The following is a 26680-nucleotide window of genomic DNA, read 5'->3' as shown; positions in this document are numbered from 1 at the left end:
GAAAGGGGATGGAGCAGGTCGTCAATTGAACGGTTGAAACCGGTAGTCACGATTCTCCTGGTTGATGCGCTGAAACTCGGTGGTCGGGAGACAGGCGAGGAAATGGCGCCCATAGGTCTTGTGGAGAATCCTTGAGTCGAGAATGGTGATGACGCCGCGGTCTTCGTGGCTTCTGATGAGGCGGCCGACTCCCTGACGGAACTTGATCAGGGCGTCGGGCAGGTTCATCTCGGCGAAGGGATTGCCACCCTGGGAGCGGATCCATTCGCTCCGGGCCTCGGCGATCGGATGGGTGGGCACTTCGAAGGGAAGACGGGTGATGACGACTTGGGCGAGGGATGGGCCGGGCACGTCAACCCCGGTCCAGAAACTGTCGGTGCCGAAGAGGATGCCGTTCCCGCAATTGAGAAAGCGGCGGGTCAACTCGGTCCGTGAGAAATCGCGACCCTGGGCAAAGAAAGGGCGTCCTTCCTTCCGGTAATCGCCTTCGAGTTCCTCGGATACCTTTCTGAGGTCCGCATAGCTGGTGAAAAGCACGAGTGACCCCCCGTCGACTCGCAGGGTGCAGAAGCGTATATAGTCGATCAGCCGGTCGAGGGCGAGTCGGGCGGTATCGGCCGAGGGTTGAGGCATGTCGGCCGCGACATAGACCCTCATGTTGTGGGCATAATCGAAGGGAGAAGCGACCACCTTCCAGGCTTCCGATTCGGCCCCGGATTTTTTCTGAAACGGTTCGATCCGGCCGGCCACGGCGAGGGTGGCGCTGGTCAGGACGACCGAGGTCTTTCGTCGGAAGACCATCTCCCTCAGATAAGGCGCCACATCAATCGGCGCGGTCCGCAGGGTCGCAATCTGACCTTTCCTTCCGGTTCGTTCGATCCAGTGGACATGATCCTCCTCAGCCAGGTTGATAAACCTGCGGATCCCGTCCCGGTAGGTGCCCAGTCGACCCTTGTGGTCGAGCAGATTCTCCCGGACGGGTCCGTCGTCCAGTTCGGCCGCGACATGATCGACCGATTCAAGGACAGCCCGGAGGGGGGCATCCAGGGTGGGCTCGCACCAGCCCTCCTCACGGATCCGGATGAGCGATTGGCGCTGGAGGATCCGTTCCCGAATGAAGTCGAAGAACTGCTCGGCGGCTTCGATCGCATCGATGACGCGCCGGCGATCCCCATCGTGCCCGAGGCGTTTGAGCAGTCCGGTGCCGCGGCGTGGATTGAAGATGATCTTGAGCTGTCGATCGAGACCGTAGGAACTGAGCCGGAGGCCGAAATGCTCGGTGGCGATGTCCGGCATGGTATGGGCCTCGTCAATGACCGCGAAATCGTCGGGCAGCAGGATGCCCCGGGCGCCCGGAAGAAAACCTCCCGCATTGAGCAGGGCGAAGAGCAGACTGTGGTTGACGATGACGATCTGGGCATGACGCATCTCGTCACGTGCCTTCTGGTAGTGGCAGTGTTCGGGGGAGCAGGTCCTCCGGCTGCAGCCGGCACCGTCCGCGTTGACCCATTCCCAGACCTCGGGGTCGGGTGGAGGGGTCAATTCCTGAACGAGGCCCTGCCGGGTCTGACCGGCCCAGACCGCGATCCGAATCAGTTCCTCCTGTTGGGGGCCCGGGAAGAGATCGGCTTTGTTGCCCAGGGCCTGGGCAAGCCGGGTCGGGCAGAGGTAATTGCGTTTCCCGATGAGCAGGGCGGACTTGAAGCCGGCATAGGGCTTGAGCGAGTCGACCGATTCGAAGAGGCGTCGACAGATCGGGAGGTCCTTGTCCTGGATCTGTTCCTGCAGTGAAATGGTATGGGTGGAGACCACGCAGGGTCTTCCCGTGTCGGTTGCCCGAATGATGGCGGGAATGAGATAGGCCAGGCTTTTGCCGACGCCGGTGCCGGCCTCAAAGAGAAGGGGGAGGTCCTCGTTCTGGGCCCGTTCCACCGCGAGGGCCATCGCTTCCTGTTGCGGCCGGTGTTCAAGGGCGAGGCGGTCGACCAGCCAGCCGGTATCCGCGAAGACCGAGGCGACCAACCGGCCGATGTCGGCGGGCACGCGCCCGCCGGTGTCTTCACGGAGGCCGATCATCTTCTTCTGAATGTCGGTGCGAACGGGATCATCGCCAACGAGATTGGCGCCCTGCCTCTCGAAAGGCCAGACAGCCTTCCGGAAAATTCTTTCGCCTCGCGCCGGTGGTTCTTTGCCGTTTAATCATGAGATCTTTCGGGGCGTCTCCATGAGCAAAGAATCCAGAGAACACCAGAGTTGGGTGGACAGCCTGTCCGCCTTTCTCCTCGAGGAGCAGGGTGTGGAGGCCGTTCGGTTGGATCCGACCAGTGGCAAGGTCGCCCTGGCGACGCTGGGGCAGGTAGACGTCGAGGCTTTGCACCGCAAGCTGTTGTCTGTCATCGAATTGCACAAGGTGGATCGGCCCAGGCGCTTGACGGTCGAGGCCTCGGAGAGGCTGTCCAGCGGATTCATGGTCCGCGAGTCGAAGGAGGGCACGATTGTCCAGAAGCAGGTTTGCGAGACCGCCCCGGTTTTCTGGCGCTGGCGCGAGTTCGACTGGCCCGAAGGAGAGCGGCTGGCCGAGACGGGGGAATCGGAGTGGAAGATCCTTGCCGGTCTGGCGACAGTCTGCGGACTGGGTCTGGTCGCGGGATACGGTATCGAACGCCTGAGCGATCTTCCAGCCGAGGTCTCGCTGTTCTGTTATGTCGGAGCGATGATCTTCGGAGGGTGGGATGCGGCGGTCGATGTATCGAAGAAGATCCGCCACGGCGAAATCGACATTCACTTTCTCATGCTGGCGGTCGCGGTGGGAGCCAGCCTCGTCGGTGCCTATGGAGAGGGGGCACTGCTTCTCTTTCTCTTTTCGACCTCGAGTGCCCTGGAAGAGTATGCCATGCACCGGACGCATCGGGAAATCACCGCCCTGCTCAAATCCGCTCCGAAGACGGCCACCATTTTGGGTGAGTCCGGTGAGGAGAGCCTGGTGCCGGTGGAGGAGGTTGTGCCGGACGATCGTCTGCTGGTCCGCCCCGGGGAACTCTTTCCGGTCGATGCGCTCATTTTGAAGGGACGGACCGCCGCCGATGAATCGAGCCTCTCCGGCGAGGCAGTCCCGGTGGAAAAGGACATGGGGGACGAAGTGGCCGGCGGAACGATCAATCTCTGGGGTGCGGTCGAACTGCGGGTGCTGCGGCCGGCCTCTCAAAGTACCCTCCAGAAGATCATCGACCTTATCCGCAAGGCCCAGCGGATGAAGGCTCCGAGTCAGCGTTTCACCGATCGTTTCGGGGTCGGTTACACCTACCTCGTCCTGGGCATCTGTCTTGTCATGTTTCTTGTCTGGGCGGTCATCCTGAGGATACCCGCGTTTGAGACCGGGGCGTGGGGATACTCGGCCTTTTACCGGTCGATGACCCTTCTGGTGGTGATGAGCCCATGCGCCCTTGTCCTGTCGATCCCTTCGGCCATCCTGGCGGCGATCGCCTGGGGTGCCCGGCATGGCATCCTCTTCCGCGGGGGGGCGGCCATCGAGAAGCTGGCCGAGATCGGGGTGGTGGCGATGGACAAGACGGGAACCCTGACCACAGGAGACCTCAGCGTTTCGGGTGTGGAGAGTTTTCCGAAAGGACGGGAGGATGCCATTCTCGAACTTGCCTACACCCTCGAGCGCCAGTCCCAGCATCCCATCGCCCGGGCCATTGTCAGGCATGGCCGCAAGCAGGGGCTGACGGCCGGCGAGGTTTCCGAGTTCCAGTCACTGACGGGCAAGGGGATCCGGGGCAACGTGCAGAATGCGTCGACACTGCTCGGGCGGCGTGAATTGATGGAGGAAGGACCGTTGAAGGACTGGATACGCGATGTTCCTCCGACTGGTCTGGGCGAGACGGAAGTCTGGGTGCTTTCCGAGGATCTGATCGGTCGGATCCTCCTTCGGGATGAAATCCGAAGTGAGTCTCGCGGCGTTCTCGACCGGCTCCGAACGCTGGGTATCCGCACCGTCATGCTGACCGGAGATCGCAGTCATGCGGCTGAAGCCGTCGGTCGGGAATTGGGAGTGGATGAGATCCGGGCCGGCTTGTTGCCCGAGCAGAAGGTGGATGCGATTCGGGAACTTGGGGCAGACGGGACCAGGGTCGCCATGGTCGGTGACGGGGTCAACGATGCCCCGTGTCTGGCCGCGGCCTATGTTTCGGTGGCGATGGGGGCGCGCGGGAGTGATGCGGCCCTGGAGCAGAGCGAAATCATTCTGGTCAACGACCGGATCGACAATTTCCTGGCGGCTTTCCGGCTCAGCCAGCGATCCCGGCAGGTGATCAAACAGAATCTCTTCATCTCCCTGGGAACAGTCGCCGTCATGGCCCTGGCCTCGATGACCGGCCGGGTACCGTTGTCCCTGGGTGTTCTTGCGCATGAAGGCAGCACGGTCCTGGTCTGCCTGAACAGCCTCAGGCTGCTCTTCAATCGGTCGAATGATTGAGGGCGGCCCAATACCGGGTCTTCGCGTAGAAAATGACGGAAATCAGTCGGAACTGGAAACCTGCAGGAGAGGCTTTACGCCTCGATCCGGAGCTGCGTGAGCTGATATCGAGGCGTAAAGCCTCTCCGACTCAACCCATCAGAACAAACGTTTTGGTCTGCTGGTACGGGCCATCGCGCAGATGAATGAATCCGGCCAATGAACCACCTCGTGCGAATCTCGGGCTGGCTCCTGGTTGGCGCGGTGGTGCTGGCATCGTGGACATTCGGCCGGTTCGGCCCGGCGATTATTCCCATCCTGGCGGCCATCTGCCTGACGGCCCTTGTTCTTTCGATGGCGGCATTGCCCGGGCCCGCCTTCCCCGGCTTCCGGCGGTTTCTGCCCTGGCTCGCCTTCCTGGCTCTCGGGGGCGTCGGCCTTGTCAATCCCGCCTATGAACGGGTGGTCCTTCCGGATGGTCCATTCCTTTCCCGGATTCCTCATCTGGAGTTCCTGCCGACCGTGGTCAACCGTGGCCATGCCGCCCTCGTGCTCCTTTCCTTTGCAGCCGCCATGGGAACGATTGTCGCTCTGTCCCGTACGGCCTGGAGTCGAAGCCGGCTGAGGCAGCAATTGACTGTTCTTGTGGTCAACGCGGCGGTGATCAGTCTGACGGGTCTGGCGGGAAAACTGCTGCCGCAGTTCACTTTCCTGGGTTTGCTGCCGCAGACAAACACCCTTCCGTTCGCGACGTTCGATTATCACAATAATTGGACGGGCTTCGCGGTTCCCGCCCTGGCCATGGCCCTTGGCCTGATCGAGACACGCTGGATCCGATCGATGAGGTGGGGGCAGGCGACCGGGGTCCCGTTTGTCCTGATGATTTCCATCGGCCTGATCGTGGCAGGCGTGATCCTCTCGAGCTCGCGCTCCGGCCTGATCCTGATGACCGTGCTGACCGGGGTGGCCTGCCTTCGGATGGCCCGTCACCTGCGGCAGGCCGGCCTGGAAACAGTGCTTGGCCGTTACCTGCGACCCAATGCCCTTTATTTCGTCGTCCTGGTCTGCGGGGTCGGTGCCGTGCTCTATGCCGGGCGTGGCATCATGAAATCCCGCTGGGACTATACGAGAATGCAGGTCGAACAGATCAGTGAGGGAAATCGCCTGGAAAGTCGTGTATTCCTGGCCCGGGATACGGCGCGGATGGCCCTGGCCCGCCCGATCCTGGGCTGGGGCAATGGGTCGTGGGCCTACATTTTCCCTTCGTTCGCCGGGCCCGAATTCTCCTTCAATGGAGGCGCAGACCGCAGAAGCTTTCCCTTCGCCCATGATGACTGGCTGCAGTTGATCGCGGAGAACGGTCTGGTCGGTGCGACGGCGTTGCTCGTGGTGCCGGTGTGGCTTCTGATAACGCTTCGACGAAGCGGGCGGCACAATCCCGTCACGTTCTGGGTCCTTGTCGGCATCGGACTCGTCGGGGTGCTTGCCTGCTGGGATTATCCGTTCGGTCATCCGGCCAACCTGCTCCAGGTCGCCCTGCTCTTCGGCACCGGCGTGGCCTCGTCTGTCCTGGAAAAACGGATTCGGGAAGGGAGCGGGGATGAATAGAGGCAGCTGTTGGCTGGCGTTTCTTCTGGCTTGGTCGGTGCCGGCGTCCGGGGATTCGATCCGGCCGGATCTGCCGGCGGACAATGGTGCCATCGGGGAGCAAGCGGACCTGACCATCGTTCCGCTCGGTCGCGGGATCCTCGCCTTCGTGGATGCGGGCGCGGGCCTGACCTGGCGCCGGGAAGGGAATCGGCTCATTCTCCGGCCCGAGTCGGGCCTGGTCCTCTTTCAGGCGGGCCGCGAATCGGTTGACTACAATGGAATCGAGATCGAGCTGGAGGCGCGTCGGTTCCAGCTTTACGATGGAACCCTTGCCGTGGATACGGGGGGGGACGGTCTGCAGTTGGGGCTCCTTTTTCGCGGGAAGACGTTCGAGTCCGGGGCCGACGGGCTGGTCCTCGAACAGTTGTCGGCTCCGCTGGTTTCCCTGGGCGCCGGCGGAAAGACCCTGTATTATCGGGATCTGCGGACACTGATCCGGGATGATCAGGCACGGATTCACCGGGTGGCGCTCCGCGCGGTTGAGATCATGGCGGACAGCCTGGAAGCGCAACCGGACCGACTGTCTTCCACCGATCTGGCGGCGATGCTCGAGTCGATGCGCCTGCTGCGTCTGCGAATTCCCGGCGGGGGGATGAGCGACTTCCACGCTGTTCTTCTCGCGGCCGCCCGACGCGAGGAATTTGAAAGGCGCCATCGTCCCTTTGAATGGCCTGCGCTGCTTTCGGTTCCGGTCCCGGTGGAGCCTTGGGATCGGGTCTTCGAGTGGTGAGGGCAAGGCGCGGACCAGGGTCCGGCCCTGCGGATCGGGCGATGGAATGCCTGCAGGGCCGGCGCCTGCGCCGTGACGCGATCGTGGGAAGAGCGATTCCTGAACTCAATTCAAGGTATAGACGAGAACCTCGACCTGCATTTCGGAGGGGCGACTGAGATTTCCGGCGAAGCTTCCGGAGATGGGTGGTGCGTCGGCCGGGTGGCGGGTGACGGCGGTCGCGATATGATCCTGTCCGACAACGATGCCGCTGGTGTTGTCGAATCCCTTCCAGCCGGCCCCCGGCAGGTAGACTTCCGCCCAGGCATGGGTGGAACCGTGCCCCTGAACGGTATCGGGACAGTGGAGGTAGCCGCTGACGAACCGGGCGGCCAGGCCGAAGTAGCGACAGCCTTCAATGAAGAGTGTCGCGAAGTCCCGGCAGGATCCGGCCCGCTTTGCCAGGGTTTCCGAGGGTCTCTGCACCCCGGGTTCCTCCCGCATGGTGTAGCGGAAGTTCTGGACGATGTCCTTGTTGATCCGGTCAAGCAGGGCGTAGGTTTCTATGGTCTGGCCCGGTCGCCAGAATTGATCCAGCCAGTCCCTGACCTGAATACTGTCGCCGGGGAAACAGAGCGTCTGATAGGGGATCAGGTCCACCCGCTCCGACGGGCTGAAGAAGAAGGGGAACATGACAGCCTTTTCATCGACGATGAAGTCGAGGGGTTCCGCTTCGTAGTGGGAGACCACGACATCACTGTCGATGGAGAGAAGGTCGGATTCCTCGAGGAAGTTGACGATGGCCACGGAGTTGCCGGAAATGTCACGCTGCCATTTGATGGAATGGGCTGGGGTGATGGTGAGGGAGGAGCTTTCCAGTTGAATGTCGTGGCCGGCCCGTGGTCGGATCATGAGGCGATGGGGCAGCAGGGTGACGGGCTCGCTGTAGCGATAGGTCGTGCGGTGTTGGATGCGGATGCGTTTCATGGGAGTGCGTCGGGGGCCTGGGAGAGGAGAAAGGTCGGGGAGGGCTGATTCCACGAAGGAAACCTCTCAGCAGCGCCGAAGATCCAAAGTGAACGGGGCGTGCGGAGAGGGTGGCGCAGCCTTCAGGGGACCGTATCCGGGGAGGGGTGAAGGGTGGATCCTGAGCCGCTCCGAGACCCGATGAGCGGCTTCCTCCGCGGTGGAAGGCAGGCCTTCGTAGGCGAAGCCCTCGGCCCGCCAGTTCAGGTAATCGAGGGCAAAAGCGGGTTGCCCGGAGGAGACATCCAGAATTTCAATACGAAGGGGGGAGTGGGCCTCGATTTGCGGCTGCAATCCCCAGGGATTGTTGAAGAGGCGGTAACGGATGGCCCCGACGGCCCGGTCTTCACCGGCCGGGAGGAGAGGCATTTCAATCCCGTTGATGCCGACCTTGAAGGCCCGGTCGGTCCCGGGACCCTCGGCCAGGAGCTCGAGCCGGTCGGTCGTGCTGTCGACGATCCGTCCGGTGCCGGGGTGTTCCCCCATGACCGGCCAGGGCTCGAGGGCCTGGCGGAGGGTCCACCGGATCTTCCCGGTCTCGAAGCGGGCGATGACGGGGAATCGGAAATCGATCTGAGGGTCGAAGGTCTCCCCGGCAAAGGAGAAGCCGTGGCCGTTGAGGTAGGCGATCACTTTTCGGAGGTCCTCGCGGAGGAAGCAGGGAAGGGCGAAGCGATCGTGGAGGGCCTCCCGCCAGTCGATCAGGGGGTGGGTGTAGGGCTCCTCGGCGAAGCAGGCGGTCAGGGCGCGCAGGAGGGCATTGGCGGCGAGCAGCTGTTCGGGCTCGGGCACCATCTCGAAGGCCCGGAACTCAATCAGCCCGTTCATGCCGTTGGACGCATTGTAGTTGTGGAACTTGTCCACGCTGAGCTCAGCCCGGTGGGTGTTGCCGTTCCAGTCCATGAGCAGGTTGCGGAGCATGGCGTCCAGCATGACGGGGGAACCGGGTGACGGCATCTGCTCGATTGCGCGCAGGGTGATCTCGAGTTCGTAAGGCAGGGCGAAGGCACTTTCATCGACCCGGGGGGCCTGGCAGGAATGGCCGGTAAAGAGACCGCTGAAGGCGTAGGAGAGCGAGGGATGGTTCTGGAGGAAACGCAGGAAACTGCTCAAGAGGGTGGGGCGTTCGATGAACGGATTGTGCGCGAGGTCCGGACCGCCGAGAATGATGTGGGCGCCGCCGCCGGTGCTGACCTTCCGGCCGCTGATCTGGTACTTGTAGCCGCGCAAACCGACGGATTCAGCCGAAGCAAAGAGACTGCGGATCACGTCCTCTAGGGAAGTCCAGTTGTCGGCGGGCGGCAGGTTGACTTCGAGCACTCCAGGGTCGGAGGTCAGGGCGATCGACTCGAGGTCCTCATCGTCCGGAGGGGTGTAGCCTTCCAGCCTCAGCGGTGGCAGGTCGAGCTCGACCACCAGTGTCTCGATTGTCCGGACCAGCTCGGCAAAGGCGGCGAAGCTCGGGAGAGGCGGAAGGAAGACGAGAAGCTCGTCGTCCCTGAACTCGGCGGTGAGACCACGGCGCAGGGCGTCCTTGGGCAGGAGGTTCAGGGGCAATCGCAGACCGATCGGGCTGTCCCCGGTCAGCAGGGTGAGGTCGTCATCGTCGGGAAGGTTCCACTTTCCGGTGGACCAGGACCGGCCGTCGTGGTCAAGCGGAAGAACCCAGCCGGCGGGTGCGAAGAAGGCGCGCCAGGTCTCGGTTTCCTCTTCGGTCAGGGCGCGTGAGATGAAGGCATGATCCTTCCGTGAGAATCGCGGCAACAACCGGGTGGCGGCCTTTGAACCGGTGACGCGGAGCTTGTCCTCGAAATCCTCGTAGGCGGGAAGGGCGGTGTCGGGCAGTTCGAGGGTTCGGGCCAATTTGCGGATGAACGCGGCCGGCATGTCAGGATGGCTGGCGGTGACCTTTTTCTGGTCGAGGCGCAGCCGGGAGAGATCCCTCCAGAGAGGTTCTCCTGTCCGGGATCGGTAGACCCCCACCTGCCAGCGTGGCAGCGGTTCACCGGGATACTGCTTGCCGAATGACTGCAGAATCACGCCGCCTTTGAAGCGGTTGGAAGCAAGTTCACGGGCGAGCCGACGGGCATAAAGAAGCTTTTCCGGTCCGAGCGCGGCCACATTCCATTCCGGAGCCGAGGTATCGTGCGGAACAAAGGTGGGCTCGCCGCCCTGGGTCAATGTGAGGCCGGCTGCGGACAGTTTTTGGTCGGCCAGAAGACCCTGGGTTCCGATGGGGGTATTCGTCATGGTTCGGTTGGAATGGCTCTTGCCCTCACGGTTACCTCCAGGCCTCGAAAGAGGGAGGCGTCGCCGAGGTAATTGCCGAGGATGGGAGTGGCCTGGGACGGGTTGCGGGTCGCTGCGACCCGAAGATGTGTCCCGGCGGCCAGGATGCCGCCGGTGGGATCAAATCCCTTCCAGCCGGCACCGGGCAGGTAGATTTCGGTCCAGGCGTGCGTCGAATTTTCGGCGACGCCCGGATCCTCAATCCCGCTTCCGCAGAGGTATCCGCTGACATAGCGGGCGGCCAGGCCCATGTGCCGGGCGGCCTCCATGAAGAGAAGGGCGAAATCCCGACAGGTTCCGCTCCCCATCTTCAGGGTTTCAGCGGGAGTCTGGATGCCGGGTTCCTCCCGGACGCCGTAGCGGAAGTGTTTGGGGACGGATTCGTTCAGAGCGAGGAGGAAGGGCAGGGTCTGGCCGCGTCCGTCTTTGTCGAGGAAGGGCCGAAGCCATTCTCCGACCGCCACCGCATCCGCGGGATGGCGCGGTTTCCGATAGGGTAGAAGGTCCTCGGCTTCATCCCCGCGGTAGGCAAAAGGGAGATCATTGGTGTAGATCTCGAGAACGAAATTGAACGGGTTGGTGTTGCGTTGCTCGACCTCGTAATGAGTGGTGATACGCATCTCATCGGCTTTTTCCGTGAAATTCACGAGGGCGACCGAATTGTCGAACACATCGTGTTTCCAGCGCAGATCATGGGCCGGATAGATCTCCAGGCTTTCCTTGAGAATCCGCACGTCGTGGCTCTCGGCCGGACGCAGCATGAGTCGATGAATGGTCCACTCGACCGGGCGGGTGTAGCGGTAGATATTGGTGTGGTCGATGTGCAGCAAGGTTACAGTCTTTGCAGGTATTCTCGAGGTTGGCAACGGAAGACCCGGACAGGAGGCCGGAGCAGTTTGGATGCCAGCGAACCGCACACCGAAGAGGGGCGGGCCCCACAGGTGTTGAAATCTTACGCGGAAAGAGCGCCAGGCGCCTAGAATCCGATCCAGACAAGCGTTCCCTCGGGCACCCGTTCGTAAAGCTCGAGGACCTCTGCGTTCAGCATTTCAATGCAGCCGGCGCTGTGTGGTTGGCCGATGGCCGCTTCATGATTGGTGCCGTGAATATAGATCATCCGGTAATGGCTGTCGCAACCTTCCCCGGCATTCAGGCCTTCCTCCAGACCGCGCAGGCGCAGGATACGGGTGGTGATGAGGGCTTTCTCCTGTTCCGCGGCGGGCATTTCCCAATAGAGGGTGCCGAGGCTCTGGCGATACCGGAAGACGGTTCCGAGCGGTTCGCCATCGCCCAATTTCGTTGCGATGACATGGAGCCCGGTCGGCGTCCCCAGGGAATCCTGGACACAGGACGGTGGCCGCCGGCTGGTGGAGACGGCCCAGGTCACCTCGGCGTTCCCGCCGGACCAGAGAGTCATCTCCTGGCGGGCAATGGAAACGGTGAGCGACTCATTTGTTGGCTTGATTGCCAGCTCGCCGCATCTTTGGATCAGCCTTTTGTAATCTTCGTCCTTCATTCCATGAGCTACAAAGCAGGCATCGTCGGCGCAACCGGAGCGGTCGGTCAAGAGTTGATCCAGCTGCTTCGGGATCGTCGCTTTCCGATTTCCGAACTCCGGCTGTTCGCCTCCGCCCGGTCCGCCGGCAGGACGATTGCGGTCGGTAACGACAAGTGGGTGATCGAGGAAGCCCGTCCCGAGGTTTTTGAAGGACTGGATTTTGCCATCTTCAGTGCGGGCGCCGGGATTTCGAGGAATCTGGCTCCGGAGGCGGTCAAACGTGGCTGCGTGGTCATCGACAACAGCTCGGCTTTCCGGATGGATCCGGGTGTGCCCCTGGCCATCCCGGAAATCAATCCGGATGCCGCAGTCGCCCACCAGGGGATCATCGCCAACCCGAATTGCTCGACCGCCGTCGCCCTGATGGCCCTGGCTCCGCTCCACCAGGCCTTTGGATTGAAGCGCTTTTTTGCCTCGACCTACCAGGCGGTTTCAGGGACGGGAGCCGCGGCCATGATCGAGTTGGAGGATCAGATCCAGGCCTACGTCAAAGGTGATCCGATCACCCACAAGGTCTACCCGCACCAGATCGCCTTCAATCTGCTTCCCCATGTGGATTCCTTCCTCGAGACCGGCTACACCAAGGAAGAGATGAAGATGCAGAACGAAGGCCGGAAGATCCTCGGCCTGCCCGGTCTGCGGGTTTCCTGCACCTGTGTACGGGTTCCGGTCTTCCGGGCCCATTCCATTTCGATCGACGCGGAATTCGAGCGTCCGGTCAACCTGGAGAAAGCGCGCGAAGCGATCGCGGGCTTCCCCGGTGCGGAGTTGATGGACGAGCCTTCCGCCAACCGTTACCCGATGCCGCTTGACCTTGCCGGCAAGGTGAATTGCGGGGTGGGGCGGCTGCGACAGGATTCCGCTCTCGACAACGGTCTGGCATTTTTCGTGGTTGGCGACCAACTCTGGAAAGGGGCGGCCCTCAACGCCATTCAGATTGCGGAATTGCTGCACGAGCGGAAAGCCTGGGCGTTCTGAGGCCGTGGTCGGACTGGGAGCATAGACAGGAATCGGGGGGATGCTCCGGATTTTTCCTGCGGGCAGACTCAGGGACGCGGAGGTGTCTTGCCTTCCGGCTGATTCATTAAGGTGCACATTACTGCACTTTAGGGTTGCGGCGGGATTCGGTGGTCGCCAGGGTTCCTGGATTCCGGGACCACCCAGGGAACCGGATTGTGTCCAAACCTCTGCCTTGCCATGTCTGACCCTGCCCAAAGCCCCCGTCTCGGATTTGTCGAGAAACTCGGATACGGACTCGGAGATACCGCGTCCAACTTCGTCTTTCACACCTTCAACATCTTCCTCTTCTACTACTACACCGACGTGTTCGGGTTGTCAGCCGGAGTCGTGGGCACCCTCTTCCTGGTCGCCCGGCTCTGGGACGCGGTCAATGACCCGATGATGGGGGTGGTGGCGGATCGGACGCGGACGCGTTGGGGCAAGTACCGGCCCTATCTGCTCTGGATGGCGGTTCCCTACGGGATCATGGGTTATGTCATGTTCGCCAACCCCGATCTCTCGGTGCAGGGCAAACTGGTGTATGCGTATGTGACCTACACCCTGATGATGATGGCCTACACCGCCATCAATATTCCCTATTCGGCCCTGATGGGCGTGATGACGCCCTCCTCGTCGGAGCGGACCGTGCTCTCCAGTTATCGCTTTGTCTGCGCCTTTACCGGGCAACTGCTGATCACCTTCAGCGCCCGCCCGTTGGTTGCGTTGATCGGTCAGGGCGACGAGGCGGCGGGTTTCAAGGGAACGATGGCGATTTTCGCGGTCTGTGCGATCGGCCTCTTCCTTTTCACCTTTGCGGTGACGCGGGAGCGGGTGCACCCGCCGGTCGGGCAGAAGTCGAACCTGAAACAGGAGTTGAGGTTTCTGGTGGCCAACCGCCCGTGGTTGATTCTCTTTGCCGCCGCCATTTTCACCCTGGCCAATGTGGCGGTCCGCGGCGCGGTCACCCTTCACTACTTCAAGTACTTTGTCGGTGATGACGGATCGCCCTTCATCGGATTCCTGGACCGTTCGACCATTTTCATGACTTCGGGCACGTTGGCCCTGATACTCGGGGTGGCCTGCACGAAGCTTTTCAGCAAGCGCTGGGGAAAACGGGAGTTGATGGTCGGCCTCACCCTGGCCAATGCGGCGACCATGGCGGCCTTCTTCTTCATCCCGCCGGAGAATTTCTGGCTGATGATGCTGGTGAACATCGTCGGAACGTTCATTGTGGGCCCGACTCCGGCCCTGGTCTGGGCGATGTATGCCGATGTGGCGGATTACGGGGAATGGAAATTCCAGCGTCGCTCGACCGCCCTGATTTTCTCGGCGGCCCAGTTTGCCCAGAAGCTGGGCCTGACCATCGGTGGGTTTTTGGCCGGTTGGATGCTGCAGTTTGCGGGATTCGTGCCCAATCAGGTTCAGTCGGAATCCTCCCTGCTGGGTATCCGCGTCATGTTCACCTTCATCCCCGCCGCCTTTGCCGTTTTCAGCGCGGTGGCCGTCTGGTGCTATCCACTGCGCGAAGACGAGGTGGCCAGGGTCGAGCGTGAACTGGCCGCGCGCCACGCCGGGGATCCGGAATGACTCCCGAATCAGGGGCTTTCAGAAGGACTCTCTTCCTGTCGTCGCGACAATCCTGGGCCGCGAATCCACCTCGATGCGCCCCAGAAGACTGGGGCGGCTGCATCGAAATGGCGGACGAGAAGATGATCCTGGTCCTGAGTCGAGGTCTCGATTCAACCAGGTGCGAATCGGGTCACTTCCCGACTTGCTGGTAGACACGGACGAAGTCGATCTCCATCCGCAGTGGAAAGGCCTCTTCGTCCACTCCCTTCTGGGCTCCCCAGTGCCCACCGACCGCGACGTTGAGAAGCAGGTGGAAGGGGCGGGTATAGGGCCATGATTCCCAGCCTTCACCGGGGTTGGTGTAGGTAAAATAAAGGGTGTCATCGACGTAGGCCCGCAACTCATCGGCCGTCCATTCAACGGCGTAGGTATGGAATTCGGAGTTGGCATCGGGAATTTCGATCATGCTGGTCTTGGGGGAGTTCTCGTTCCACTTGTAAAAGAACTTCCTGGAGTGGACGGTCGCGTGAATGACTCCTGGATCGTAGCCGACATGTTCCATGATGTCGATTTCGCCGACATCCGGCCACTGGCCGGACCCGAGGTTCCAATCATCCGGGAGCATCCAGATGGCGGGCCAGGTCCCGCGCCCTTCCGGCAACCGGGCGCGGATTTCGAAACGGCCGTGGAGCCAGCTTTCCCGACCGCGGGTCACGAGCCGGGCCGAGGTGTATTCATTTCCTTCCCACTCTTCACGCCGGGCTTCGATGACGAGGTGGCCGTTTTCGACCCGGGCGTTCTCCCTCCGGTCCTTCGTGTAGAACTGGAGTTCGGCATTTCCCCAGCCGTGACCACCGACATCGTAGTCCCATTTCTCGGGATCGGGGGCGCCGGGCTGGTCGAATTCATCCGACCAGACCAGGTCCCAACCGGTTGGGTCGGTCGGAGCCTGCCGATCAGTTAGCGGTTCCCCGAAGAGGAGGGAAAGTGGAGTGGCCAGCAGGAGCAGGCCCGTGGCCAGGGCGGTCGGTCGAGCAGAAGGTCTCATGAGGCCTGAAGTATGATGGTTGATTCGAAAGACGGGTTTCCCTGGATGACCGGTGCCACTGCCGGGACGGCTGACGGGCAACCGGTCGTTTCCGGAACGGGTTTGGTGATCAGGCGGGAGGGCGGGCCGTGGTCTTGCCGATGACGACGTGGCTGGAAACCATGATGTGGCGTCGCGCGGCGCTTGGCTGATCGATTTTCCGCAACAGGGAAACGACCGATGAAATGCCCATCTCGCGAAACGGTGTCCGCATGGTGGTCAGTTGCGGTAGTCCCCGGGGCGGCCTGATTCCGTCGAAGCCGGTGATCGAGCAATCGTGCGGGACGCGGATACCCCTGTTCTTCAGATCGACGAGCAGGGGGTAGGCCTGGTGATCGGCCGCGCAGACCCAGCCGGTGACACCTTGACGGACCAATCGGGCGACCCGATTGGAGAGTTCGTCCAATGGCATGGAATTCTCGCCGCGAACATTCAGGATATGGTCCGGTTCAATCTCCAGACCAAGCCGGTAGAGATTCTCCAGGTAGGCCCCGACCCGGCGGCCCACCCATGGGGTCGAAACGGGGTATTTCCAGCTGAGGAAACCGATCCGCCTGTGACCGAGGTCATAGAGGTGCTGGACCATGCGGGAGATGCCGCGTCCCTCGTCCGGGTTGATGCAATCGATTTCCGCCAGGTCGTAATCGTCAAGGACAGCCACGGTGGGGAATTTGGCCATCAGATTGATCACACTTTCCTCGTGAAAAGGATAGATCAGGATGGTCCCGCGCCAGTCGGAGGTGTCGGCCTCCGGCAGGATCTTGCGGGCCCGGGGTGCCAGGCGGAATTGAGCCGGATCGACATAGTGAAGCTGGAGCTCAAGATGCTGAGCGGCGGCGCGCTCGCTGATTCCGTTGATCACGGCGGCGGCCGTATCGGCCGCCTGGCGGTTTTCCTCCGCCAGCCCGACGAGAACGGCAATGGTGTTTCTTTCGGCAGGCTTCTTGGCCTCGACATTGCGGGGCGCGCTGTAGTTGTAGCCGAGTTTCGTGGCCAGCTGGAAAACGGCTGAGCGAGTCTCCGGATTGATCTTCGGATGATTGGTGAAACACCGGGACACCGTGGTCCGCGAGAGGTTCAGTTCGTCGGCAATATGTTGTTGGCTGACCTTCATTTGACCGGCAAGTGGGGAGATGGACAGCGTGGGTATAGCCATGCCCTTGCTTGTCACAAGGGAAAATGAGACGCGGCGGGGAGCCTTGGCCCGCCCGCCGCGCCGCACTGAAGGGTTCTCAGAAGCCGATGCCGAATGTCATCCGGGCTGAGAGGCCTGGCGCGTAGAGCAGACCGTATTGATCCGTGTCGTTGAGCAGGTTGTCGACGTTGAGTTGAACGAACGTGTTGTACTTCTCGCTCATGACCCAGTCGTATTTGACCATGGCATTGATGGTCAGGCGGGGATCGGTGAAGGCCTGGATCTTCTTGCCCGTCTGGTTCTCCTTGATCTGGCCCGATGAGGTATAGGAAGAGGCATACTCGCGCTCACTTTCCCAGACGCCTCCGAGACCCAACTGGAGACCTTTCAGGGCGCCATCGCCGCTGAAGGAATAGGAGCTCCAGACCGAAACCACATGCTCGGGCGAATCATCCAGGGATTCTCCCGCGCCATAGCCCAGTCCGGCCCAGGATGAGGTGTCCTGGTTCGGCAGGCCGTTGGTGCCGCCCGGATAGGCCTCGGTGGCCGGATATCCGGAAAGTCCCCACGAACCATCGGGGAAATACCACATGGCCCAACGGTCCCAGTTCCCTTCCTCATACGGATATTGGGTGAAGGTGCCCGGGCTGTCGATCTGGCGGGTGACGTGCGAGTAGTTGAGGATAATCTGCATGTTGGTCAGAGGCGAGAAGAGGAACTGGGCCTCGTAGCCTTCGGACGAATCCGAGATGGACTGTGAGTAGAGGCCTTCGGACCAGTCTTCACCCGCGGTGTTGACCTCGGGATCGCCCTCGGGCACGCCGACATAAAGCCAACCCGGCCAGCCGAGTCCCGAGGCAACCCCGGCGAAAACCGAATCCAGATAGGCGGCACCGGTCTGGGTTGACGCATTGATGTAGGTATTCTCGCCCTTGTTATAAATGGCGCCCGATTCCTTGGCTGCCGCATAGGCGTTCATCACCGGCTCGGTGAACATGACCAGTTTCCAGCTCAGGTCATCGCCGATGTCGGGAGCGGCCTTGAAGTCGGCGATATTGTAGATGATGTCATCACCCCGGCGGAAGGCCCCACGGCCCGGCGCCGGCGCCCACCAGTAGCTGGTGGGGACACCGACCCGCTCGATTTTGAACGCACTGATGGTCGCTGCCAGTTTTCCTTCGATCAGGTTCAGCTTCACGCCGTACTCGTTCGAACTGCTGGTGGCCGCATCCATGGCGTTGCCGAGGGCATCGACCTTGCCGCCGAAATTCGGCTGCACGCCTTCCGACCCGAGAGCGAAGAGCGACACTCCGGGAATGACTTCGACGCTGACGCCCCACTGTGCGCTGTTGATGGAAACCTCTTCACCGGAACTTGACGTGCTCGCGTTTGGATTTCTCCAGTCGGCCCGGGCGGTGGCGGTTGAGCTCTTGTCATTGCGCAGTCCGCCGAGAAGGAAGAGGCGGTCCTCGAAGAATCGACCGGAATACACGCCGTAAAGACCCTTGTTGGTGGAATCCGAGGATGTCCGGAAATTCTCAGACATCCCGACGTCGGGCGATCCGTCTCCCTGGGTGCCGAAACGGATCGGGTTGGCGTCATCCGGGGCCTTGAAATTCCATCCGACGTTCTCAGTGGAGTTGTTGGTCTGCCAGATCATCTTGGTCTGGGAGGCGTCTTCCTGGGAATAGCCGGCGAGGAAACTGTGTTTGGAGGAAAGCCATTTGTTGTCCTCGAAAATCTCCTTGGTCCAGGTCCACTCGGCGCGGTATTGGTAGCGTTTGTTCTGTTCCTCGGTGTCCACCCAGGCGTACTGAAGAATCGAATTCGGGACGGTCGAGGTGACGAGGGAATCCTGTCCGTCGATGACCTGGTAGGAAGTCACTGTCCGTCGGAGGGACTCCGGGCCGACATTCTGCTGCATCGCGCCAAAGACGTCCCTGATATCGAAGTTGGTTTCGGAAATGTTGGTGCCGAGTTTGACATACATGTCCGGGATGATCTCCTGCGTCAGGTCGGCGTGGAAATTCATTGCCTCAGTGTTGAGGTAGGTGTCCGGACCCGACCAGCGGAAGGTTCGGACGTCTTCCCCGGGAACCCGGTGGAAGCCATAGGTTTCGAGACGGTCGGGCTGGCTGATCGGAACACCGGTCACGCTCGGCGAGCGGACGCTCTGGAAGCCGATCGCGCTGGCGTCATTCTTCCCGTATTCTCCATCGACGACCAGCGTGGTCTTGGGTGTGAGCTGGAACTGGAAGATGGGGGCGATGAAATAGGCATCGTGGTTCTTCAGATCCGTCCAGTCGTCGCCGGTCTCGGCGGAGAGGTTGATCCGGTAACCCGAACCCTCCCATTTCTTGAACGGGCCGGAAATGTCGGCGGTGCCGCGGAAGAAGGAATCGGTTCCGACCATGAAGGTGTAGTTCTGCTGCAGTTCTGCGGTCGGCTTCTTGATCAGGTAGTTGACGATACCACCGAAATTGCCGATGCCGTAGAGCAGGGCGGACGGACCGCGGACGACTTCGATTCGTTCAATGTTGATCGAATCGGTCGCGTGCTGCCGGCGGAAGCCGTCGCGCAGGACATCGTCGGTGACGAACCCGCGGACCTTGAAGGAGGTGTTCGTCTTGTTGTTGGTGACACCCTCGGGATTGTTGACGCCGCCCACATCGCTGAACTGATCGGGATTGCGCCCGTCATTCTGGGTGGTCAGCAGGACGCCGGCGCTGTATTGCAGAGACTGGCGCAGGTCGACCGATCCGGTATCCTCAATCAGGTCCGAGGTGACCACCTCGATCGAAAGCGGAATATCCTGGATCGCGACGTTGATGCGGGATCCGGAGATGGAGTTGGTCGCATAGTAGCCCGAGTCACCCGAATCCGAGACCTCGAAGGGACTGAGCATGATCATCTCGTCGTCCTCCGGCTCGGAACTCGCGGATGGAGCCTGCTGGGCAAGTGCGATCCCTCCTGAAAGAAGAAGGACGGAAGCGCACGCGATGTAACGTGTTAGGCCGGTAGGCCCGGCTGCCTTTATAGGGTTCATTATTGTTGGGTAGAGCTTGTTGGTGGATTCGTGAGCGGCGACCTGTCTCGCCTCGCTTGGGTTGCAATTCGCCTCACTTTGGGAGGGCTGTCAAATAAAAAAGTGCATTACTGTGCACTTTATTATTGTCCCGCCGCTGGGCATCCATTTGAGTGGGCATCTGAAAAACGATGCTTTGCCGTCCATTCCGGACAGGGATTTGCAGCTGCATGAAACGTAAGATCAGAGCTTTATGAAAACGACTGAAACAGGTTCAGACCGGGGGGCGGCAAGTATTGTGACCGAAGATCCCCGATTCCACAGCGATGGCATCCAGAGGGGCCGGACGGGGCCCGGCGGGGTGGGGGAGGCGGGACCGGAGGAGCTTTTTTGCGAGATCGGCGGGGAGCGCTTCATCGGCGTTGACTGCCATCGCGAACTCAAGCCGTTTCTGGTCAACGTGGTGAGTGATGACGACCACTGGATGTTTGTCGGCAGCAACGGAGCCATCACGGCGGGCCGGAAGAATCCCGACGAGGCCCTCTTTCCCTATTGCAATCAGGACCGTCTCTTCGATTCGACGGAATCGACCGGCGGTCTCACCATTCTGCGCGTCCGATCCGACGGGCGGGCGGAGTGGAAGCTATGGGAGCCGTGGTCTGCGATTCCTTCGGTCGATTCGAAGATTCAGAGGCGGCTCTTCAAGAATATCACCGGAAGCCGGGTCATTTTTGAAGAGACGAATCCGGATCTGGGACTTCGCTGGCGGCACCATTGGAGCTTTTCTGCCCGGCACGGAATCGTCCGGTGCTGCGAGCTGTCCAATACCGGGCCGGAAGGGATCGAGGTGCAGTTGCTGGATGGATTGCGCAACATACTGCCCTACGGTCTCGACGAGGCCTTTCAGGCACGATTCAGCGTGCTGGGAGATGCCTACAAGTCCAATGAGTTGCTCGTGCCGGAGGGGATCGGCCTCTATTCGCTGAGTTCCCTGCCTTCGGACCGATCGGAGCCGAACGAGAGCCTACGCGCCTCGGTTGCCTGGTCGGTTGGCCTGGAGGCGCATCGCATCCTGCTGAGCACAGAACAGGTCAACGCCTTCAGGAAAGGCTCGACCCTACTCAATGAAACGGCCATCCGGGGGCGCCGGGGCGCCTTCCTGGTGGCATCGGACGGGACGCTGTCGCCGGGAGAAGAGATGAACTGGTGGACGGTTGCCGACGTCGGTCTCTCTGCCGCGGATGTGACGGAGCTGGTCCACCGGGTTCGGAACACCGGGGAAATGGCATCCGATCTCGCGGCCGGCATCCGGGCGACGCGCGACGGACTGCGCCGGCGGGTTGGTTCGGTTGACGGGATACAGTCGACCCACGATGAATTGCGGTGCTGGCGGCACTTCTCCAACGCGATGTTCAACGTGATGCGCGGGGGGATGTTCGAACATGGCTATTCATTGCCTCGGGCAGACTTCCTGAGCCGGCTGCAGCACTTCAATCCGGGCATTCATCGGACCCATGCGGCTCAACTTCGGCAGCTGCCGGAACAGGTGGATCGGCGGGAATTGATCCGCGAAGTCGAGCGAATCGGTGATCCCGATCTTCGCCGGCTGGCGGGTGAGTATCTGCCGTTGAGTTTCAGTCGCCGGCATGGAGATCCCAGCCGACCCTGGAATCGATTCTCAATTGACATACGGAATGCCGATGGATCGTCGAGACTGGCCTACCAGGGCAATTGGCGGGATATTTTCCAGAATTGGGAAGCGCTGGTCCATGCCTATCCCGAATTCATCGAGGCGACGGTTCTGCGCTTCCTGAATGCGTCCACGGCCGACGGCTACAATCCCTATCGAATCACGGATCGCGGGATCGAATGGGAAGTGCCCGACCCGAATGAGCCCTGGTCGAATATCGGCTACTGGGGAGACCACCAGATCATCTACCTGCTCAAGTTGCTGGAAACATCCCGCCGATTCCAGCCGGGCCGTCTCCAGAGTCTGCTCGATGAGACGTTCCTGGTCTACACCGAGGTTCCCTATCGTATCCGACCCTACGCGGATATCCTGAAGGATCCCCGCAATACGGTCGACTTTGATCGGGATGCCGCGGCCCGGATCGCGCAACGGGTTGCGTCCGTTGGTGAGGATGGAAAGCTGCTTCACCGTGTCGACGGCGACCTGTGCCGGGTCAGCCTGTTGGAAAAGCTCCTGGTTCCGCTTCTGGCCAAACTGGCCAATTTCGTGCCGGGAGGAGGAATCTGGATGAATACGCAACGTCCGGAGTGGAATGACGCCAACAATGCCCTGGTGGGTTACGGCGTCTCGGTGGTCACGCTGGGGTATGTCCACCGCTATGTGCTGTTCCTGATGGAGTTGCTTGAGGATCCGCAGGTCCACCCCGTCCATACCTTGAGCGCCGAGGTGGCGGACTGGCTGCGTGCGCAGGCCCTGGTCTTTTCCGGCCTTGAGGTGAAGAAGGGCGATGAAGCCTCCTCGAACCGGCGGGAATGGCTTGACCGACTCGGGGAGATGGCGGGCACCTATCGGGCAGGGCTTTACGAAAGAGGCCTTGGAGGTGAGACAAGGGAGGTCCCCGGCTCCGAGCTGGCATCGTTTCTTGACCGGGTGGGCTCGGTGGTCCGGGCGGCCCTTCTCGAAAACGCCCGGGGGGACGGTCTCTTTCATGCCTACAATCTTCTATCGTTCGAACCGGATGGCGGAGTCGGGCTCGGTCGGCTGGGTCAGATGCTCGAGGGGCAGGTGTCCATTCTCAGTTCCGGCGTGCTGGAACCGGATGAAGCGGCGGGTCTGCTCGATGCCTTGCGGTCCAGCCCGTTGTATCGGGAGGACCAGGACAGTTATCTGCTTTATCCGGATCGCATCCTCCCGGGCTTCATGGAAAAGAACCGGATCGCCGAGGGTTCAGCGGTCCTGCCCGGTCTCCTGCGTTCCATGCTCGAGGCGGGCGATGCCCGGATCGTGACAAGGGACCGAAACGGAGATGTCCGCTTCAATGCGGCATTCCACAATGTCTCCGACCTGCGCCGGGCTCTGGATCTCCTTTGGCAATCCGAATGGGCGGGCCAGGTGGCGGACGAGCGGGATTCGATCGAGGCGGTCTATGAATCCACTTTCCGGCACCAGGCCTTTACCGGACGCTCGGGCACCTTCTTTGCCTATGAGGGGCTCGGCAGCATCTACTGGCACATGGTTTCCAAGTTGATTCTCGCCATCCAGGAAAATCACCGGAGGGCGCTGGAGACGGGAGTGGATGGGCGCACCGTCGATAGACTCGCGAGGCATTACCATGCTTCTCTGGCGGGGCTCGGAATCCACCGGTCGCCGTCCCGTTACGGTGCCTTCCCCACCGATGCCTATTCGCACACGCCGGCCCATGCCGGCGCTCAACAGCCCGGGATGACCGGCCAGGTCAAAGAGGATCTGCTCATCCGTCTCGGCGAACTCGGATTGAACGTCTCGGATGGGTGTCTGAGCTTCGAGCCGCGGTTGTTGCGCAGGGCGGAATTTCACCGGGACCCGTCGGTTCTGGAGATCCTTGATTGTCAGGGAGCGGCGCAGGCTGTTCCGCTTCCCGCCCAGTCGCTCGGCTTCACCTTCTGCCAGGTCCCCGTTGTTTACCGGGCGGGGGAAGGACCGGCTCTCGAGTTGCACCAGGCCGACGGCCGGATCATCCAACGCGAATCGGCCCGCCTCACCCGGGATGAGAGTGCGGCCGTCTTCAGGCGCAACTGTGTTGTGCGAAAGATCGTGGTCCGGATTCCTGTCGATTCCCTCGCTGATTGAGATCATCGAGTCCGGACGATCGGCTTCTCTGGAATGATTCAAGGGGGTCCCGCATGAAAATCCTTTCTCAACCCGTCGCCGTCCTTGCCCTGACCGCTCTTTTTCTCTGCCAGGAGTCCGTCGCCCGCGCGCTCCTTGTGGAGGGCGAGCCGTACCAGGTCAGGGGTGTCTGTTACCAACCGACGCCCATCGGTGAGAATCCGTCACAGGCATTTCCCTACGGGGACTACTTTACAGCGAACTACGCGGCCGTTTATGAGCGAGATCTGGCAAACCTCAGGGCGATGGGGGCCAATACGATCCGGGTTTACAGCTGGAGTCCGGATGCGGATCACTCCGATTTCCTCGACAAGTGCTGGAACGACGGGGTGGATCCGATCCGGGTTCTCGTCAATCGGTGGATCAATCCGGGGACGGACTGGAGCAACAGCTCCGCCGTCAGTGCCATCACGGTTGATTATCTCGCGATCGACTCCCGGTTGGCCGATCACCCGGCCGTGTTGGGCCTTGTTCTTGGCAATGAAGCCAACAACAACAACGGGAACGGTGCCAAGGCGACGTTCTGGCAGGCGATGAACACGATCGCCGGAGCGGTCAAGGCGCAGACACCCTCGCGGAAGGTATCTCTCGCCATCACCGACGCGATCGACCAGGTCTCCGCGCGTGATGCGGGCCTGACCTGGATCGACTTCTGGTGCATCCAGGTATACCGGGGCACGACTTTTGGCACGTTCTTCGATCAGTATGCCGCGGTCAGCGAAAAGCCGCTGATCATCACGGAATTCGGCATCGACGCCTATGATGCCAAAGCCGGTGCGCCATATCCGGACAATGGTGCCTTCGTCGGCGAAGCCGTCGCGAAATTGTGGCGTGAACTCGAGGACCGGTCGACGATTGCGGCGGGCGGGTGCGTTTTTGAGTATGGCGACGAATGGTGGAAGGGCGGCAATCCGTTTTCCCACGACACCGGAGGTTTCAACCTGGGCGGACTGCCCGACGGGGTCGCCAACGAGGAGTGGTGGGGCATTTTCGCCATCAGCCAGACGGCAGGCGGGGGTCCGAACACCCTGACCCCTCGCGCGACCTATGCGGCTCTTCAGAGCCTCTGGCTCCCGCCACCGGTGGATCCTCCCGTGATCACCCAGGCGCCCATCGGCGCCGGCCTGATCGCGGGCGGCTCCCTCATTCTTGAGGTCACGGCGACCGGGGAAGGACCATTGTTCTACCAGTGGCAACGCGACGGCGTCGACCTGCCGGGGGCCACCGGATCGAGTCTTGCCATACCGAGTGCACAGACGTTTCTTGCGGGCGGCTACACCGTGGTGGTGTCGAATGCAGGCGGCAGCACCACCAGTGGAATTGCGACCGTTTCCGTTCAACCCGCAGAATCCTCGCTGGCCAGGCTTACCAATCTGTCCACCCGGGCACTTTCACTCACCGGGAACAAGGTTCTGATTCCCGGTTTCGTCATCGGGGGAAGCGGGACCAAGCAATTGTTGATCCGGGCGGTCGGCGCCTCCTTGAGAAACGATCCCTTTTTTGTCGAGGGGTCGTTGTCCAATCCTCGCATGGTCCTGCGGCGTGCGGGTTCAGCGGGAGCCGAGATCCTGGCCACCAACGATGACTGGGAAACCAACGCCAACGCGGCTTCCCTTGCCGCGACCTCGGCGACCCTCGGGGCCTTTGCCCTCTCGGACAGTCTGGATGCTGCGCTGCTGGTGGAATTGGAAGCGGGCGGCTACACGGTCGTGGCGGACGGAGTCGATGGGGCGACCGGCGTCGCCATCGTCGAGCTCTACGATGCGGATGCCGGCTCACCCACCGCGGTTCTCTCGAATATATCCAATCGGGGCTTCGTCGGCCAGGGCGCGAGTATCATGATCCCGGGAGTGGTCGTCTCCTCCGAGGGATCCAAGACCCTTCTCATTCGAGCAGTCGGACCGGCCCTCGGTGAGCTCTTTGCCATCCAGGGGGCATTGAGCGATCCCGTCATGTCCGTCTTCAAGGGTGGCGACCTCATCCTGACCCAGGACAATTGGGGTGAAAGCCCGGAGCAGGCGTTGACGGCCCAGGTCGCCCAACAGGTGGGGGCGTTTGCACTTCCCGAGGGGAGCGCTGACGCCGCCTTTGTGGTGACTCTGCCGCCCGGGGCCTACACGATCAAGGCATCAGGGGTGGCGGGGGGCACGGGCGTCGCTCTGGTCGAAGTCTACGTGGTCGACTGATCGAGCGCAAGAGCGCGCAGCGGCGGGAAATCCGGTCGGGTTTTGGTTTGTCACCCCCGGACCGGCTTGATTGGGTCATGGTTTCCCTGATTCCATGACTACTGAAAATCCAGCCGCCGGCGAAGGCTCGCTCCATGCGTGGGTCTCCTATCGCCCCGAGATCAAAGTCCTCGACTGCACCATCCGCGACGGCGGATTGATGAACGACAGTCGTTTTGCCGATGACTGCGTCCGCGCGGTCTATGCCGCCAATGTCGCCGCCGGCGTCGACTACATGGAGATCGGCTACAAGAATTCCCCGGGACTGTTCAGTCCTGATGCATACGGCTGCTGGCGCCACTGCCGGGAGGATGACATGCGCCGGATCGTCGGGGACAATCCGACCGGCCTTAAGCTGACCGCGATGGCGGATGCCGAGAAATCGGACTACAAGACGGACATACTGCCGAAGAAGGACAGCGTCCTCGATATGATCCGGGTGGCCTGCTACATTCATCAGGTCCCGCTGGCGCTCGAGATGGTCAGGGACGCACATGACAAGGGCTACGAGACGACAGTCAACCTGATGGCCGCCTCCACCGTCCAGGAGTCCGAACTCGATGCGGGACTGGAACTGCTTTGTCAATCCGGTGCGAAGGCCATCTACCTGGTCGACAGCTTCGGTCACTACTATTCCGAAGAAATCCGGCTTCTCATCGGGAAGTACCTGAAACACGCGAAAGCGAACGGAATGGAGGTGGGCATCCACGCGCACAACAATCTTCAGCTGGGGTACGCCAATACCATCGAGGCGATCGTGCAGGGGGCCAATTTCGTGGACGCGACCATGGCCGGGCTGGGGCGTGGCGCGGGCAACTGCTATCTCGAGCTTCTCCTCGGGTTTCTTCATAACCCGAAGTACAAACTGCGGCCTGTCCTCGAGTGCATCCAGGAGCATATCGAGCCGATGCGGGCCGAACTCGGATGGGGTTTCGACATCCCTTACATGCTGACCGGTCTCTACAATCGTCATCCGCGCTCCGCCATGCGCCACAACGCCGGACCGGACCGCGGCAACCACCTGCTCTTCTACGACGGAATCCTCGAGGACCAGTAGCCCTCAGCCTTTTTGCCCCGTCGTCGCAATGCCCTGAATGAAGGTCTTCTGAGCGAG

Annotated in this window: 16 protein-coding genes; 8 read left to right on the top strand and 8 right to left on the bottom strand. The window is 61.5% G+C overall.

Annotated features, from left to right (window positions below):
• Positions 1 to 21: 21 nt before the first annotated feature.
• Positions 22 to 2076, bottom strand: a complete 2055-nt coding sequence (locus R3F07_20725) for a helicase C-terminal domain-containing protein (protein MEZ5278818.1) — start codon at positions 2074 to 2076, stop codon at positions 22 to 24.
• 148 nt (positions 2077 to 2224) lie between these two features.
• Here R3F07_20725 and R3F07_20720 point away from each other — a divergent pair, with 148 nt between their 5' ends.
• From R3F07_20720 to R3F07_20710, 3 genes are all read left to right on the top strand, one after another.
• Entirely contained in the window at positions 2225 to 4477 is a 2253-nt protein-coding gene (locus R3F07_20720; GenBank protein ID MEZ5278817.1) for a heavy metal translocating P-type ATPase, read from the top strand.
• 198 nt (positions 4478 to 4675) lie between these two features.
• Complete coding sequence (locus R3F07_20715) at positions 4676 to 6064, top strand: O-antigen ligase family protein (protein ID MEZ5278816.1); 1389 nt, start codon at positions 4676 to 4678, stop codon at positions 6062 to 6064.
• On the top strand, positions 6057 to 6836 hold the full coding sequence (locus R3F07_20710) for a hypothetical protein (GenBank protein MEZ5278815.1): 780 nt from the start codon (positions 6057 to 6059) through the stop codon (positions 6834 to 6836). Before R3F07_20715 ends, R3F07_20710 begins: the two co-directional genes overlap by 8 nt.
• Before the next feature lie 105 nt (positions 6837 to 6941).
• Here the strand turns inward: R3F07_20710 and R3F07_20705 are convergent, their stop codons facing one another.
• The 4 genes from R3F07_20705 to R3F07_20690 form a co-directional block, all read right to left on the bottom strand.
• On the bottom strand, positions 6942 to 7802 hold the full coding sequence (locus tag R3F07_20705; protein ID MEZ5278814.1) for a transglutaminase family protein: 861 nt from the start codon (positions 7800 to 7802) through the stop codon (positions 6942 to 6944).
• A gap of 66 nt (positions 7803 to 7868) precedes the next feature.
• On the bottom strand, positions 7869 to 10091 hold the full coding sequence (locus R3F07_20700) for a transglutaminase family protein (GenBank protein ID MEZ5278813.1): 2223 nt from the start codon (positions 10089 to 10091) through the stop codon (positions 7869 to 7871).
• Positions 10088 to 10960, bottom strand: a complete 873-nt coding sequence (locus R3F07_20695; GenBank protein MEZ5278812.1) for a transglutaminase family protein — start codon at positions 10958 to 10960, stop codon at positions 10088 to 10090. Before R3F07_20695 ends, R3F07_20700 begins: the two co-directional genes overlap by 4 nt.
• Positions 10961 to 11106: 146 nt before the next feature.
• Positions 11107 to 11646, bottom strand: a complete 540-nt coding sequence (locus R3F07_20690; GenBank protein MEZ5278811.1) for a L,D-transpeptidase — start codon at positions 11644 to 11646, stop codon at positions 11107 to 11109.
• Positions 11647 to 11649: 3 nt separating this feature from the next.
• Between R3F07_20690 and R3F07_20685 the strand changes: the two genes are divergently transcribed.
• Positions 11650 to 12666: an aspartate-semialdehyde dehydrogenase gene (locus tag R3F07_20685; GenBank protein ID MEZ5278810.1), complete on the top strand. Its 1017-nt coding sequence runs from the start codon at positions 11650 to 11652 to the stop codon at positions 12664 to 12666.
• A gap of 219 nt (positions 12667 to 12885) precedes the next feature.
• Positions 12886 to 14274, top strand: a complete 1389-nt coding sequence (locus tag R3F07_20680; GenBank protein ID MEZ5278809.1) for an MFS transporter — start codon at positions 12886 to 12888, stop codon at positions 14272 to 14274.
• Between the two features lie 172 nt (positions 14275 to 14446).
• Here the strand turns inward: R3F07_20680 and R3F07_20675 are convergent, their stop codons facing one another.
• From R3F07_20675 to R3F07_20665, 3 genes are all read right to left on the bottom strand, one after another.
• Positions 14447 to 15304 (bottom strand): glycoside hydrolase family 16 protein, encoded by an 858-nt coding sequence (locus tag R3F07_20675; GenBank protein MEZ5278808.1) that lies wholly within the window; start codon positions 15302 to 15304, stop codon positions 14447 to 14449.
• Between the two features lie 109 nt (positions 15305 to 15413).
• Positions 15414 to 16499 carry a LacI family DNA-binding transcriptional regulator gene (locus tag R3F07_20670; GenBank protein ID MEZ5278807.1) on the bottom strand — a complete coding sequence of 362 codons (1086 nt, stop codon included), beginning with the start codon at positions 16497 to 16499 and terminating at the stop codon, positions 15414 to 15416.
• Between the two features lie 76 nt (positions 16500 to 16575).
• Positions 16576 to 19524: a TonB-dependent receptor plug domain-containing protein gene (locus tag R3F07_20665; GenBank protein ID MEZ5278806.1), complete on the bottom strand. Its 2949-nt coding sequence runs from the start codon at positions 19522 to 19524 to the stop codon at positions 16576 to 16578.
• A gap of 232 nt (positions 19525 to 19756) precedes the next feature.
• Here R3F07_20665 and R3F07_20660 point away from each other — a divergent pair, with 232 nt between their 5' ends.
• From R3F07_20660 to R3F07_20650, 3 genes are all read left to right on the top strand, one after another.
• Entirely contained in the window at positions 19757 to 23302 is a 3546-nt protein-coding gene (locus tag R3F07_20660; GenBank protein ID MEZ5278805.1) for a hypothetical protein, read from the top strand.
• Positions 23303 to 23355: 53 nt separating this feature from the next.
• On the top strand, positions 23356 to 25527 hold the full coding sequence (locus R3F07_20655; protein MEZ5278804.1) for a hypothetical protein: 2172 nt from the start codon (positions 23356 to 23358) through the stop codon (positions 25525 to 25527).
• Positions 25528 to 25621: 94 nt separating this feature from the next.
• Entirely contained in the window at positions 25622 to 26623 is a 1002-nt protein-coding gene (locus tag R3F07_20650) for an aldolase catalytic domain-containing protein (GenBank protein MEZ5278803.1), read from the top strand.
• The last annotated feature ends 57 nt before the right edge of the window (positions 26624 to 26680 follow it).

Source organism: Opitutaceae bacterium (assembly GCA_041395105.1).
GTDB lineage: Bacteria > Verrucomicrobiota > Verrucomicrobiia > Opitutales > Opitutaceae > B12-G4.
This window is presented reverse-complemented; position numbering and strand designations above follow the sequence as displayed.